This window comes from Pseudomonas sp. LA5 (genome assembly GCF_028640825.1).
GTDB lineage: Bacteria > Pseudomonadota > Gammaproteobacteria > Pseudomonadales > Pseudomonadaceae > Chryseomonas > Chryseomonas aestiva.
The window spans coordinates 164745-178579 of the sequence record NZ_JAQYZY010000039.1 but is presented as its reverse complement, the minus strand read 5'-3'; the positions used below and the strand labels follow the sequence as shown (position 1 = coordinate 178579).

The 13835-nt window shown below is 66.3% G+C and carries 12 protein-coding genes and 1 pseudogene; 6 read left to right on the top strand and 7 right to left on the bottom strand.

Going from position 1 to position 13835, the window contains the following annotated elements; all coding sequences use genetic code 11:
• The first annotated feature begins 33 nt into the window (after nt 1-33).
• Together alr and PVZ72_RS15705 are read left to right on the top strand one after the other, a co-directional pair.
• Nucleotides 34-1104, top strand: coding sequence for an alanine racemase (alr, locus tag PVZ72_RS15710; RefSeq protein WP_273862422.1), 1071 nt, complete (start codon nt 34-36; stop codon nt 1102-1104).
• A gap of 182 nt (nt 1105-1286) precedes the next feature.
• Nucleotides 1287-1841: a cupin domain-containing protein gene (locus tag PVZ72_RS15705; protein ID WP_007159860.1), complete on the top strand. Its 555-nt coding sequence runs from the start codon at nt 1287-1289 to the stop codon at nt 1839-1841.
• 275 nt (nt 1842-2116) lie between these two features.
• Here the strand turns inward: PVZ72_RS15705 and PVZ72_RS15700 are convergent, their stop codons facing one another.
• A complete protein-coding gene (locus PVZ72_RS15700) occupies nt 2117-2698 on the bottom strand; it encodes a DinB family protein (RefSeq protein WP_273862421.1) in 582 nt (193 codons plus the stop codon).
• A 120-nt stretch (nt 2699-2818) separates the two neighbouring features.
• Between PVZ72_RS15700 and PVZ72_RS15695 the strand changes: the two genes are divergently transcribed.
• The 3 genes from PVZ72_RS15695 to PVZ72_RS15685 all read left to right on the top strand — a co-directional run bounded on the left by PVZ72_RS15695 (nt 2819) and on the right by PVZ72_RS15685 (nt 6681).
• Nucleotides 2819-3796 (top strand): hypothetical protein, encoded by a 978-nt coding sequence (locus PVZ72_RS15695; RefSeq protein WP_273862420.1) that lies wholly within the window; start codon nt 2819-2821, stop codon nt 3794-3796.
• 69 nt (nt 3797-3865) lie between these two features.
• Nucleotides 3866-4081, top strand: coding sequence for a hypothetical protein (locus PVZ72_RS15690; RefSeq protein WP_273862419.1), 216 nt, complete (start codon nt 3866-3868; stop codon nt 4079-4081).
• Nucleotides 4081-6681, top strand: a complete 2601-nt coding sequence (locus tag PVZ72_RS15685) for a cellulase family glycosylhydrolase (RefSeq protein WP_187980569.1) — start codon at nt 4081-4083, stop codon at nt 6679-6681. The genes PVZ72_RS15690 and PVZ72_RS15685 overlap by 1 nt, the downstream gene beginning before the upstream one ends.
• A gap of 375 nt (nt 6682-7056) precedes the next feature.
• On the opposite strand, the gene rep is transcribed toward PVZ72_RS15685, so the two are convergent.
• Nucleotides 7057-9069: a DNA helicase Rep gene (rep, locus tag PVZ72_RS15680; protein ID WP_187980568.1), complete on the bottom strand. Its 2013-nt coding sequence runs from the start codon at nt 9067-9069 to the stop codon at nt 7057-7059.
• 213 nt (nt 9070-9282) lie between these two features.
• Nucleotides 9283-9975, bottom strand: a complete 693-nt coding sequence (locus PVZ72_RS15675) for a hypothetical protein (protein ID WP_187980567.1) — start codon at nt 9973-9975, stop codon at nt 9283-9285.
• A 173-nt stretch (nt 9976-10148) separates the two neighbouring features.
• On the opposite strand from PVZ72_RS15675, the gene PVZ72_RS15670 reads away from it, so the two are divergent.
• Nucleotides 10149-10733 carry a flavin reductase family protein gene (locus tag PVZ72_RS15670; protein WP_187980566.1) on the top strand — a complete coding sequence of 195 codons (585 nt, stop codon included), beginning with the start codon at nt 10149-10151 and terminating at the stop codon, nt 10731-10733.
• Between the two features lie 39 nt (nt 10734-10772).
• On the opposite strand, the gene PVZ72_RS24270 is transcribed toward PVZ72_RS15670, so the two are convergent.
• The 4 genes and pseudogenes from PVZ72_RS24270 to PVZ72_RS15655 form a co-directional block, all read right to left on the bottom strand.
• Nucleotides 10773-11498, bottom strand: coding sequence for a methyl-accepting chemotaxis protein (locus tag PVZ72_RS24270; RefSeq protein ID WP_437179448.1), 726 nt, complete (start codon nt 11496-11498; stop codon nt 10773-10775).
• A pseudogene (locus PVZ72_RS24265) lies at nt 11472-12617 on the bottom strand (methyl-accepting chemotaxis protein); the annotation flags it as partial. The gene PVZ72_RS24270 and the pseudogene PVZ72_RS24265, both read right to left, overlap by 27 nt.
• A gap of 217 nt (nt 12618-12834) precedes the next feature.
• Nucleotides 12835-13164 (bottom strand): Arc family DNA-binding protein, encoded by a 330-nt coding sequence (locus tag PVZ72_RS15660; protein WP_158893856.1) that lies wholly within the window; start codon nt 13162-13164, stop codon nt 12835-12837.
• A gap of 29 nt (nt 13165-13193) precedes the next feature.
• Entirely contained in the window at nt 13194-13835 is a 642-nt protein-coding gene (locus PVZ72_RS15655; RefSeq protein WP_158893854.1) for a LysE family translocator, read from the bottom strand.

Below are 13835 nucleotides of genomic sequence, written 5' to 3'. Positions count from 1 at the left end.
CCCTAACTTTCCCTCTCTCTGCCGAGACCTCCCATGCGTCCCGCCCGCGCCGTCATCGACCTTGCCGCCCTGCGCCAGAACTATCGCCTGGCACTTGAACTCTCCGATGACCGCGCCCTGGCGGTGATCAAGGCCGATGCCTATGGCCATGGTGCCGTGGCGGTGGCCAGCGCCCTGGCCCAAGAAGCCGACGGCTTCGCCGTGGCCTGCATCGAGGAGGCCCTGGAGCTGCGCGCCGCCGGGATCCGTGCGCCCATCCTGCTGCTGGAAGGCTTCTTCGGCATCGACGAATTGCCGCTGATTGCCGAGCATGATTTCTGGACGGTGATCCACGCTGACTGGCAGCTGGAGGCCTTGGAGCGGGCCACCCTGGCGCGGCCGCTGCAGGTCTGGCTGAAGCTGGATTCCGGTATGCACCGGGTCGGCTTCTTTCCCCAGGACTACGCCGCCGCCTACCGGCGACTGCTGGCCAGCGGCAAGGTCAGCGGCATCGTCAAGCTGACCCACTTCGCCCGCGCCGACGAACCGGACAGCCCGGCCACCGCGACGCAGATCGCCACCTTCCGCGCGGCCACCGAGGGCCTGCCCGGACCCACCAGCCTGCGCAATTCGCCGGCGACCCTGGGCTGGCCCCAGGCGGCCGATGACTGGGTGCGCCCGGGGCTGATGCTCTATGGCGTCTCGCCCTTCGCTACGTCCCAGGCTGCCGCCGAACGACTGCAACCGGTGATGACCCTGACCTCGCGGGTGATCGCCGTACGCGAACTGCCAGCCGGCGAGCCGGTGGGCTATGGCGCGCGCTTCGTCACCGCCGGGCCGACCCGGATCGGCGTGGTCGCCCTGGGCTATGCCGACGGCTATCCGCGCCACGCGCCCAATGGCACCCCGGTGGCCATCGAAGGCCGTCCCGGCCAACTGATCGGCCGGGTATCCATGGACATGCTCACCGTCGACCTCACCGATCATCCCCAGGCCGGGGTGGGCAGCGAGGTGGAATTCTGGGGCCGCCAGGTGTCGGTGGCGGACCTGGCGGAACGCTGCGACACCATTCCCTACCAGCTGCTGTGCAATCTCAAGCGGGTGGCGCGCAGCTATCGCGACTAGGCCCTGGGCAGGGCCTCCGGGCGCTGCTGCCGCCAGGCGAACGCCTTGCGGGGGCCGCACGTCCGTCGTGGTGTTGTAAATCTCGAACAGCGTTGCCATGATGCCGAACACCGTGCCGCGGCACGCCTTCAGCGCGTGGCCTGGCCACGTCTCACCCGCCTGCTCGAGGAGTCTTTCCCACCTTGGACGTCGGTGCCCGCCTGCAAACCATCCGTACCCTCAAGGGCCTCTCCCAGCGCGAACTCGCCAAGCGTGCCGGGGTGACCAACAGCACCATCTCGATGATCGAGAAGAACAGCGTCAGTCCCTCCATCAGCTCGCTGAAAAAGGTGCTGGCCGGCATCCCCATGTCCCTGGTGGAATTCTTTTCCCTGGACCTGGAGCAGGACACGCCGACCCAGGTGGTCTATCGCGCCAACGAGCTCATCGACATCTCCAGTGGCGCCCACACAGTGCGCATGCGCCTGGTCGGTCGGGCCCATCCCAGTCGCGCCCTGGCCTTTCTCGACGAGACCTATCCGCCCGGCGCCGACACCGGCGAAGAGATGTACGCCCATGAAGGCGAAGAGGCCGGCCTGGTGGTGGAAGGCCGCCTGGAGCTGACCGTGGGCGGCGAGGTGCACATCCTCGAACCCGGCGACAGCTATTACTTCGAAAGCAGCCGCCCGCATCGCTTCCGCAATCCCTTCGAAGCCCCCGCCCGGCTGATCAGCGCGACCACGCCGGCGAATTTCTGAGCACCCGCGGCGCGGCGGCTGTAGGGTGGAAAACGGCGCAGTCTTTTCCACCTGGAGGCCGGTGCGGGAGCGGCCCTCACCCCAGCCCTCTCCCGGAGGGAGAGGGCTGGCCGGGTGGGCGTTTGTCCACAGCGCTCCAAGACAGATCGCGATCGGCCGCCGCGATAGGAATTTCAGCAGCGAATCGCGGCCATGGGCCGCTCCTACAGGGGTGATGCTTTTGTAGGAGCGGTCGCTACGGCGCACCGGCATGGCCGCGATGAAGACAGTTGCTACTACGAGCCAGTCCCCCATAACTCCCCTTCATCGATCCCCAGGGCCGCCAGCTCCGCCCGGCGTAGCGGTTCGTCCTGGGCGAGAAAGAATTCGTCCAGTTGCGGCGGCGCCACGCCGCTGGCCAGGAGCAGGGCGTGGGCCTGGCCGCGATGGTGCAGCTGGTGCACGAAGAGATGCTGCAGGGTGCGCAGTCGCCCTTCCCGTACCGGGCCGCTGGCGCGGGGCAGGGTGATGAGCTCGGTCAGTTGCTGGGAACCGAGGTTGCGACACAGGGTGATGAGGCGCTGGTCACTGGCGCTCTGGGCCGCACGCAGCGCTGCCAGGTCAGGCCAGTCGGTATCCTGGTAGGGCTGAGGCTGATCGTGCAGCGCATCGAGATAGAAGCGATCGACATCGAGCAGGTGGCCGAGCAAGGCCCAGAGCGAGCCGAAGAAGGCGGCGGGTTGGGGCGCCCGCAGGGCGGCGACCGGCAGCAGGGCGCAGGCCGCCAGCAGGCGGTGGTTCGACCAGCGATTGTTGCAGGCCTGGGCCAGCAGCAGGGTGGTGGTCATGGGCAGGTCCTCGGCACGGTGCACGGACACCTACTGTAACCTGCGGCGATGTGGCGGAGGTCGCAGCCTGGACACCCTTGGCATTGAGCCGCTGCCGGCACTTTGCCATGCTCCGCCGCTCTGCTCTTTTTATCTGCAAGGATGCGCCTGATGCCTAGAATTTCGCCCTGGTTCGGCCTGGTCGCCGCCCTGTGCCTGGGTGTCCCGGTCCGGGCCGCCGACTCCGTCGCCCTGCCCGACCTGCCCTACATCCCCCTGGGCGTGGTCGGCCACGACAACAACGCCGCCTATCCCGATGCGCAGATGGAAAGGCGCCTGCAGCTGCTCGACCGCTACAACCTGCGCAGCTATCGCTCGGGTGAGTTCCTGCTGCTGGATCTGCCCCGCCTGGATCGCCTGGTGGCCCTGGCCCGCCAGTACCGCATCACCCTGCGACCGGTGATCACCCAGCAACTGACCCAGGCCCAGGCCTATGCCCTGGCCAAGCGCTACGCCAAGGACATCAAGATCTGGGAGATCGGCAACGAGCAGGACTATTCGCGGGTCGGCGCCGGCATCCGCATCAGTCGACTGGTGGACATCTATCGCGGCATCCGCCGGGCCTCCGACGAACTGGACGCCGGCCTCGAGACCACCATCAACGTGATGTCCTGCAACCCCGACGACCGGGGCCCCAAGGCCCGTTGCCCGGGCGATCGCCTGGGGTCCATGTGGTTTCTCGATCAGGCCCGGGCCGCCGGGTTCGCGTTCGACCACATCAGCTTCCACTACTACCCGCACTACCGCGACCGCGGCCGCTGGATGGATCTCTACCTGGGGCAGATGCGCGCCATGGCGGAAAAGTACCGGACGCGGATCTTCTTCAACGAGGTCAATTGCGGCGAGATCTACCAGGGCGCCACCGATGGCGGCCGGCCGGGCGATCAGGGCTGCCATGACAGCCTCGAAGCCATCCTTTCCGAACTCAATGGGCGCTATCGCGACATCGTTCGCGAGATCAACGTCTACGAATTGCTCGACGAGCCGACCCATCCGATTGCCCATGAGCGTCACTTCGGGCTGATGTACGACCTGGACCGCCCAAAACCGGTCATGGAACTGATCCGCCGCTATGCCGGCAAGCCCTGAGCCGTCAGAAAGCGGACAAACCTGACTTCAACGCGAAAGCAGGTCTCATCGGTGACCGGATGGTCACCGATGAATGGTACACAAAGTGCCATCATCGGCACCGTACATCTGGCAAAACGCCGCGTTTACCCCTGCATCGTGATGGCACGGGTTCTTATTGGTCTAGCGCTTGCACTAGGCTTTGCAGGTGCTAGGGAAACGATCTTCCCCGGCAGTTTTCCTGCTGTACCGAGGTGGGATGCACGGATCGAATCGCGCACCTCGGCCTATCTGGTTCCTTCTTGATGACAATCCTTAGCTCCATCTCCCGCCGCCTGCCGCGTCAGGCGCTGCTCTTGCCTGCCCTGTTCGCCACCGCTTCGCTTGCCACCTCCGCCCAGGCCGTTGACCTGGTCGGTCTCAACTTCTCCGGCGCCACCTTCGCCGCCCAGGTACTGCCCGGTGTCAACGACCGCAACTTCATCTTTCCGGCCGAGAGCCATTTCCAGCAGTGGAGCGCCAAGGGCGTGAAGCTGGTGCGCTTCCCCATTCTCTGGGAGCGCCTGCAATCGTCCATGGGGGCCAATCTCGATCCCACCTACGCCGGCCTGATCGATCGCACCCTGGGCTACGCCCAGAAGTACGGCGTCAAGGTCATCCTCGATCTGCACAACTATGCCCGCTACCAGGGCAAGGTCATCGGCGCGGGCGAAATCCCCTACGAGGCCTTCCAGAATCTCATGACCCGCGTCGCTCAGCGCTGGGGCACCCATGCGGCGCTCTATGGCTACGACATCATGAACGAGCCCCACGACGCCGTGAGCAACTGGCCGACCGCTGCCCAGTACGGCATCGATGGCGTGCGCGCGGTCGATTCGACCCACCCGATCTTCATCGAAGGCAACGGCTGGGCCGACACCACCCGCTGGCCGCAGTGGAACGATACGCTGCTCAAGCTCAAGGACCCGGCCAACAACCTGATCTTCATGGCCCAGGCCTTCTTCGACACCAGCCTGAACGTGGCGACCCTCTCGCCCAGCTATGGCGTCGAGCGCCTCAAGCCCTTCGTCACCTGGCTCAAGGCCAACAACAAGCGCGGCTTCATCGGCGGCTTCGGCGTACCTGACACGGATGCGCGCTGGTTGCCCATTCTCGACGGCATGCTGGCCTATCTGAAGCAGAACTGCATTCCGGCCACCTACTGGGCCGCCGGCCCGGGCTGGGGCACCTACAACCAGGCGGTCGAGCCGATCAATGGCAAGGAGCGTCCGCAGTGGGCGGTGCTGGCCAAGTACCTGGACAAGGACAGCTGCGCCGGTATCGGTCCGCAGGTGACCCCGACGGCCGCCACGCCAGCCAAGACCGAGACCGCCACGGGCGGCGCGACCGCGGGCACCACCGGCGGGACCGGGGCTACCGGCACGACCGGAGCGACCACCGGCACCACCACCGGCGCCGCGCCGGCCACGGGTACCAGCACCACGGGCACCACCGCAGGCAGCACGCCCATGGCTGGCGCCGTCACCGGCACCGCCGCCAATGCCGCGACCTCGTCCAAGCTGACCACCGTCGAGCAGCTCTACCTGGCCTACTACGGCCGGGCCGCCGATGCCGGCGGCCTCAACTACTGGGCCTCGCGCCTGGCCGGCGACATGAGCGTCGAGCAACTGGCGGCCAACTTCGCCGGCAACGGCGAATCGACCGCCCTCTATGGCTCGCTGAGCGGTGCGGCCCTGGTCAACCAGGTCTACCAGAACCTCTATGGCCGCAGCGCCGACAGCAGCGGCAGCGCCTACTGGACCAGTCGCCTGGCCAACGGCGTCACCTCGCGCGCCAACCTGCCACTGGAGGTCATGCGTGGCGCCGCGGGCGACGACAAGGCCGCCTTCGACAAGAAGGTGAACACCGCGTTGGCCCAGGGCACCACCACGACCACGCCGACCCCCGCGGCCAGCGTGCAACCGGTGCAGAATGTGGTCCTGCCGGTCGCCAGTGGCAGCGCCTCCTCGGCGCCGTTGACCGGCTACAAGAACATCCCCCTGGGGGTGGTCGGCCACGACAACAGCGCCGCCTATCCGCCTGCCGAAATGGAGGCCCGCCTGCAGCTACTGGCGGCGCGCAATCTGCGCACCTATCGCTCCGGCGAGTATCTGGTGACCAACCTGCCCGAGCTGGATCGGCTGGTGTCCCTGGCCCGCAAGTACAACATCACCCTGCGGCCGGTGATCACCCACAAGCTGACCCAGGCGCAGGCCTATACCCTGGCCAAGCGCTACGCCAACGACATCAAGATCTGGGAGATCGGCAACGAGCAGGACTACGCCAAGGCGGGTGCGCAGGATCGCATCAACACCCTGGTCGGCATCTATCGCGGCATCAAGCAGGCCTCGGACGAGCTGGGCGCCAACCTCAAGACCACCATCAACGTGATGGCGTGCAACTCGGATGATCGCACCACCACCTCGCGTTGCCCGGGTGATCGCAATGGGGCCATGTGGTTCCTCGACCAGGCCAAGGCATCGGGCTTCAACTTCGACTACATCAGCTTCCACTACTACCCCTACGTCGATGACAAGGGCTACTGGATGGACATGTACCTGGGCCAGATACGCGCCATGGCCAACAAGTACAAGACCAAGGTGTTCTTCAACGAGATGAACTGCGGCAACGTCTACCAGGGCAACACCGACGGCGGCCGTGACGGCGATCGGGCCTGCTACGACAGCGTCAAGCAGATGCTCACGGTGCTCAACACCAGCTACAGGGACGTGGTGGCCGAGATCAACGTCTACGAACTGCTCGACGAGCCGACCCTCTCGGTGGTCCACGAGCGCCACTTCGGGATGATGTATGACCTCAAGCGTCCCAAGCCGATCTTCGACATGGTGACCAGCTTCGCCAAGTAAGACCCGGCGCGGCCAGACCACCGCCCCCGCTGCCTGACCGGTAGCGGGGGCGGTGTCGTTTTGGGGGTAGGAAAGGAGGGGGTGTCAGTCCGGCGTGGGGCTGCCCTCACCCCGGCCCTCTCCCAGGGGGAGAGGGGGGAGAGCGGTCAGGGGCTGGTGTTTGCGCCCGGCGTGGGGCGGGCCCTCACCCTAACCCTCTCCCAGAGGGAGAGGGGACTGATTGGCGTGGGGCGAAACCTCGGAGTAACTTCCGGCGCCCCTTCTCCCTCCGGCGAGGGGGACTGATTGGCGTGTGGTGAACCGTCAGGGTGACTTCGGATGCCCCCTCTCCCTCAGGGAGAGGGTTGGGGTGAGGGTAAGTGCCGGCAGAGATCCTCAGCCCTTCTTCAGCATCGCCCGCATCGCCGCCAGGGCGTCGTTGCCGCGGGCGGCCTTCTGTTCCTGGGGCGCTTCTTCCAGGCCTTCCCACTGCAGGTCCTCGGGTGGCAGTTCGTCGAGGAAGCGACTGGGGGTGCAGTCGATCAGCTCGCCATACTGCTTGCGCCGGGTGGCGTAGGTGAAGGCCAGGGTCTGGCGCGCGCGGGTGATGCCCACGTAGGCCAGGCGGCGCTCCTCCTCGATGGTGTCGGCCTCGATGCTGGAACGGTGCGGCAGGATTTCCTCTTCCATGCCCATGATGAACACATAGGGGAATTCCAGGCCCTTGGAGGCGTGCAGGGTCATCATCTGCACCCCGTCGGCGCCTTCCTCTTCTTCCTGCTGGCGTTCGAGCATGTCGCGCAGGACCAGCTTGGCGATGGCGTCCTCGATGGTCATCTGGCCGTCCTCGTCCTTTTCCAGGATGTTCTTCAAGGCATCCAGGAGGAACCAGACGTTGCCCATGCGGAAGTCGGCGACCTTGTCGGAGCTGGCGTTCTGGCGGATCCAGTTCTCGTAGTCGATGTCCATCACCATGCTGCGCAGGGCGCCGATGGGATCCTCGCCCGCGCAATTCTGGCGGACCCCGTCCATCCAGCGCTTGAAGCGCCCCAGGCGCTCGGTGAAGCGGGCGTCCAGGTGCTCGCCCAGGCCGATCTCGTCGGCGGCGGCGTACATCGAGCGATCCCGGCTGCCGGCATAGTTGCCGAGCTTTTCCAGGGTGGTGGAGCCGATCTCCCGGCGCGGCACGTTGATGACCCGCAGGAAGGCGTTGTCGTCGTCCGGATTCACCAGCAGGCGCAGGTAGGACATCACGTCCTTGACCTCCTGGCGGGCGAAGAAGCTGGTGCCGCCGGAGAGCCGGTAGGGAATCTGGTGGTGCTGGAGCTTGAGCTCCATCAGCTTGGCCTGGTGGTTGCCGCGATAGAGGATGGCGAAGTCCGCGTAGGGCCGCTGGGTCTTGAGGTGCAGCGTGAGGATTTCCAGGGCGATGCGTTCGGCCTCGCCATCCTCGTTCTTGCAGCGCAATACCCGGATCGGATCGCCGTGGCCCATCTCGCTCCACAGCTGCTTCTCGAACACGTGGGGGTTGTTGGCGATGAGCACGTTGGCGCACCTGAGGATGCGACTGGTGGAGCGGTAGTTCTGCTCCAGCATCACCACCTTGAGCGAGGGGAAGTCGTCCTTGAGCTGCATCAGGTTTTCCGGTCGCGCGCCGCGCCAGGCGTAGATCGACTGGTCGTCGTCGCCCACCACGGTGAACTGGGCGCGCTCCTGCACCAGCATCTTCACCAGCAGGTACTGGCTGGTGTTGGTGTCCTGGTATTCGTCCACCAGCATGTAGCGGATGCGGTTGCGCCAGCGCTCCAGCACCTCGGGATGCTCCTGGAACAACTTGACCGGCATCAGGATGAGGTCGTCGAAGTCGACCGCGTTGTAGGCCTTGAGGGTGCGCTGGTAGTGCAGGTAGACCACCGCGGCGGTCTGCTCCTTGGGCGTGCGCGCCTTTTCCAGGGCCTCTTCCGGCAGGATGAGGTCGTTCTTCCAGTTGCCAATGTAGTTCTTGATCTCGTCCAGGCCGTCGTCGCCCTGGTATTCCTTCTGCATGATGTCGGTGAGCAGCGCCTTGATGTCGCCCTCGTCGAAGATCGAGAAGCCCGGCTTGTAGCCCAGGTGCACGTACTCGCGGCGGATGATGTTCAGCCCGAGGTTGTGGAAGGTCGAGACGGTCAGGCCGCGGCCTTCGCCGGCTTTCAGCAGGCTGGCCACCCGCGCCTTCATCTCGCGCGCCGCCTTGTTGGTGAAGGTCACGGCGCAGATGTACTGGGCGCGGACGCCACACTGCTGCACCAGGTAGGCGATCTTGCGGGTGATGACGCTGGTCTTGCCGGAGCCGGCACCGGCCAGCACCAGCAGGGGACCGCTGATGTAGGCCACGGCTTCGGCCTGGCGGGGATTGAGCTTGGACATGGCGGACCGGGGTGACGACGCTGGGCAAGAATTCTACCAGCGCCAGTCCCCGCGGTCAGAGCCTGATTCAAAGTCTGCTGCGCGTCGGCCAACCTGCGTTGCAAAGGCCTTCGGAATGGTCATTTACACTATATAAACTCCGCTTCCTCAGGCCTTTTCGTGGGGCCGCCTAGGCCTTGTTTGGCTCTAGCTCGCGAGACTCTGAACAGGCCCTTAGGGCTTGGGCGGTGGCGCGACGAAGGTCAGCTGGCGCGGATAGCCGTACTTCTCGCCGGGCAGTACCGGGCTGTCGAGGAACACGCCCATGCTGCGGCCGAATTCGCTGACGTGGGTGACGGCATAGTCCTGGCCGTCGGCCAGACGGACGATGGCGCCCGGCTTGAATTCCTCGCGATTGCGCTCGGTGACCGGGATGGAAATGCCGGCGGCCTTGCGATAGATGCCCTTGAGCCAGTCCTGGTTGGTGAAGTCGTTGATCGGGGTGTTGAAGCGCCCCGGCAGGCGCTGCAGATGGCGCCCGGTACCGGGGGCGTCGTCCACCGCCAGGCGCCGGGGATAACCCACGGCCTCGGCATCCAGCGGCTGGCCCTCGACGAACACGGCCAGGTTGTCGCCGACTCGCTGGACCTCGGTGATGGCACGCCACTCGCCATCGCCCAGCTGGACCTGCCGCCCGCTGATGAAGCCCTCGACGTTGGCCGGGGTCGCCGGAATGGTCACGCCGGCCACCCGGCGCAGGACGCCACGATCCCAGTCTTCGTTGCTGAAGTCGTTGATGGAGCTGGAGAGGAGTGGCTGGGTGGCGGAAGTCTCGTGCGAGGGGCTGGCGGTCTGTGCTTGGGCCAGCGGCAGGCCGAGACAGCAGGCGCAGAACAGCAGGGCGGAGAGAGCCAGGCGAGTGGGCATAGAGGTCATCCTTAACGCAGGTTTCTTGTCGGTCCCATACCGGGAGTGGGCGATAGACCCCTGATGTCCCCCGGCGTTTGGCGAGCGCGGCGCAAAGCGGCAATTTTTTTCCCGCGCGGCGCCGAACGGCAAGGGCTGCGTTACCCTGGGGCTTTAACCGCGGGAGTCCAGCCATGAATTCGACCCTTGCCGCCGTCCCCCTGGCCAAGGCCTATCGCCTGCTCAACCACGGTCCCACGGTGCTGGTCAGCGCCGCCCACGCGGGCCGGCGCAACGTCATGGCCGCGGCCTGGGCCATGGCGGTGGATTTCGAGCCGGGCAAGGTGGCGGTGGTGCTCGACAAGCAGACCTGGACCCGCGAATTGCTGGAAGCCGAGGGCAGCTTCGTGCTCAGCGTGCCCTGCGCCGCCCAGGTGGATCTGGTGCAGACGGTAGGCAATACCAGCGGTCGCGCGCTGGACAAGTTCGCCGCCTACGGCATCGAGACGCTGGCGGGCGAACAGGTCAGCGCGCCGCTGATCGCCGGCTGCGTGGCCTGGCTGGAATGCCGTGTGCTGCCCGAGGTGCACAACCAGCAAGGCTACGACCTGTTTCTCGGTGAGGTGCTCGCCGCCCGGGCCGATACCCGGGTGTTTCGCGAGGGACGCTGGGATTTTCGTGGCCAGGACAGCCTGCGCACCCTGCACCATGTCGCCGGCGGTCACTTCCTGGTGATCGGCGACGGCATCCAGGGGCAGATGCTGACGCCGAAAGCCTGAGACCGCCGGCGCCCGTGCCTGGCGCCGGCGCGGCCCGGGTCAGACGCGGAAGCGCGCGACCATCTGCTGCAGATCGCCGCCCAGGCGGGCCAGTTCGTTGACCGAGGCCGCGGCGTGGGCGTTGGCAGTGGCCGATTCCTCGGCCAGGCCGCTGACCTTGACCACGTTGCCGTTGATCTCCTCGGCGACCAGGCTCTGCTCTTCCACCGCGGTGGCGATCTGCTGATTGAGATTCTGGATCTCCGCCACCGCCTGGTAGATGACCTCCAGGGCGCGTTCGGCGTCCTGGGCCAGGGTCACGGTGCCCAGGGTGCGGTCGCGGCTGGCCTGCATCCGCGCACTGGCTTCGGTGGTGCCCTGTTGCAGGGTGGCGATGAGTTCGCCGATTTCCTGGGTGGACTCCTGGGTCCGTTGCGCCAGGGAGCGGACCTCGTCGGCCACCACGGCGAAGCCGCGGCCCTGTTCGCCGGCGCGGGCGGCTTCGATGGCGGCGTTGAGCGCCAGCAGGTTGGTCTGCTCGGCGATCGCCTTGATCACGTCGATGACGCTGCCGATGCGACCGCTGGCGGCGTCCAGGCGCTCCATGGCATCGCCCAGACCCTGCACCTCCTCGGCGGCCAGGGTGATTTCCTGGGCCGCGCGCTTGACCGTGCGACTGCCTTCGCGGGCCATGCCGTCGGCGTTCTGCGCGGCGCTGGAGGCGTTGGCGGTGTTTTGCGCGACATTGTGCACCGTGGCCGCCATCTCGTTCATGGCGGTGGCCACCTGATGCATCTCGTCGCGCTGCTGGGTGGCGCCGCGGCTGGTCTGGACGCCAAAGGCCGAGAGTTCGTCGGCCGCGCTGCTGAGTTGCCCCACGCCACTGGCGATGCCACCGACCAACTGACGCAGGTCATCGGCCATGGCCTGGGTGGTGCGTTGCAGTTCGCCCAGCTCGTCGCGGCGGCTCACCTCGCTGCGCTGGGTGAGATCGCCGGCGGCGACGCGCTTGAGCATGGCCATGGCGGTCGCCAGCGGCTGGGTGATCTGGCGGGTGATCAGCCAGGCGGCGGCGATGCCGATCAGCAGGGCGATCAGGCTGCTCAGCAGCAGCTTGAGCAGGGCGGCCTGGCGCTCGGCCGCGGCGGACTTCAGCTGGCCTTCGCCCAGCTGATCCAGCAACTGCACCAGCTTGTTGCCCTGCTCCTGCAGACTGGCAACGGCGGCCTGGGCCTGGCGATTCTGGGCGACGATGGATTCGAAAAAGGCGCGATAGCGGGTCACGTCCTGGGTGGCGCTGTAGAGGCGTGCGGCGGTATCGCCATCGATCTGCTTCTGGGCGCTGGCCAGGGTCTTGAGCAACTCGTCAATGACCTTGAGGGTCGCCTGGGATTTGCTGTCATCGGGAGTGCCGAGGAAGCGACGGATGGCCAGGCGCACACCGACCATCTGCGCCTTCATCTCGGCCAGGGCCTTGAGGTCGGCGGTGCTGTAGCTGCCACCTGGAGCAAAGACCAGTTCGAACAGCTGGTCGAGGGTCTCGGTAACGGTGTCGGAGACCCGGGTCAGTTCCTTCTGCGCCTCGGCGCTGGTCTGGTTGGCCTGCTGCAGGGCAGCGAAGCGCTCCTGGTAGGTCTTCATCTCCTGCTGGATGCTGCCCAGGATGGCGACGTTGGCCGGGTTGGTCAGCAGGGTGAGGCCCTGCCCGATGTCTTCCGTCACCCTGGCCAGAGTGGCCTGTTGCCGGGTGGCACTGGCCGCGCTGGGATCGAGCAGGTAGGCCTTTTCGTCGATCCTGACGTTGAGCACGTCGGCCTTGAGCTGACCGCTGTAGCGCGTCTTGGTGATGCGGTCGAGCAGGGTGTTGGCGGTGAGGTAACCGAACAGCGCCACCACCGTCACCATGACCAGCAGGGCACCGAAGCCCAGCGCCAGCTTCTTGGAAATGCCGAGATTGCTCAGCCAGGAGGCTTTGGATACAGACATGGGAATTCCGGAAGAGAGAACGAAGACCCCCTTCATCGGCCGTCCCGATCGATACTTGAAAGCCGCACGTCAGGGCCGCCTGGTGGGCGGCCCTGCTGCCGACGGCCGGTTCCGTCCGCGGCGGTGCCGGCCGGACTCAGGCGGTTTCGCGGCTGTGCACGGGAACGGGCAACTCCAGCTCCAGCACCGAGATCAGCGCATTCTGCTGACGCTCGTTGAGCTGGCGAAAGCGCTGCAGCAGCAGTTGCTCGCTGGCATTGAGCAGCTCGTCGTCCGCTTCGACCTGCGGCTGCTCCAGCACCCCGTCCTGTACCAGGCTACGCTCCAGCCAGGCGACGATCTCGGTGTTCATGCTGTGCCGATGGGAGCGGGCCACGGCGGCGATGCGTTCACGCATCCCGTCGGGCAGGCGGACGACGAACTTTTCCGTGGGAATACCAGCGGGAGCGCGGTGGACGTAGGGCATGGAGGACCTCCAATACGAATGGACTGACGTCAAAGCGCCGACAACAGCAGTCGACCGGCGAAGAAAACCAGCACCAGGCCCATGGTTCGCTCGAACCAGTGGCCCAGGCGCAGAAAGGTCTGGCGAACGCGCGGACTGGAAAACAGCAGGCTGACCAGGGCGAACCAGCCGGCGTTGACCGCGCACATCCACAGGCCATAGAGGCCCTGGACGGTCAGCGGCGTACTGCCGCTGACCACGGTGGTGAAGATGGCCAGGAAGAACAGGGTGGCCTTGGGGTTGGTGGCGTTGGTCAGGAAGCCGGTGAGGAAGGCCTTGCCGGGCGACTGCCGCTGCAGGTCGGCCTGCTGCCACTGGCTGTCGTCCAGCGGCGCGGCGGTGGGCTTGCTGCGGATCAGGTTGAAGCCCAGCCAGAGGATGTAGGCGCCGCCGACGACCTTGGCGACCCCCAGCAGCCAGGGCGTGGCGTGCATCAGGGCGCCGATGCCGAGCAGGGTGTAGAGCACGTGGACCGAGATCCCGGCGCCGATGCCCAGGGCGGTGCACAGGCCGATCAGCCGCCCGTATCTCACGCTCTGCCGCACGGTCACGGCGAAATCCGGGCCGGGCGCGAGCACGGCGAGGAAGTGGATGGTCGCCAGGGCGAGGAATTCGCTCAGGTAGGGGGACAT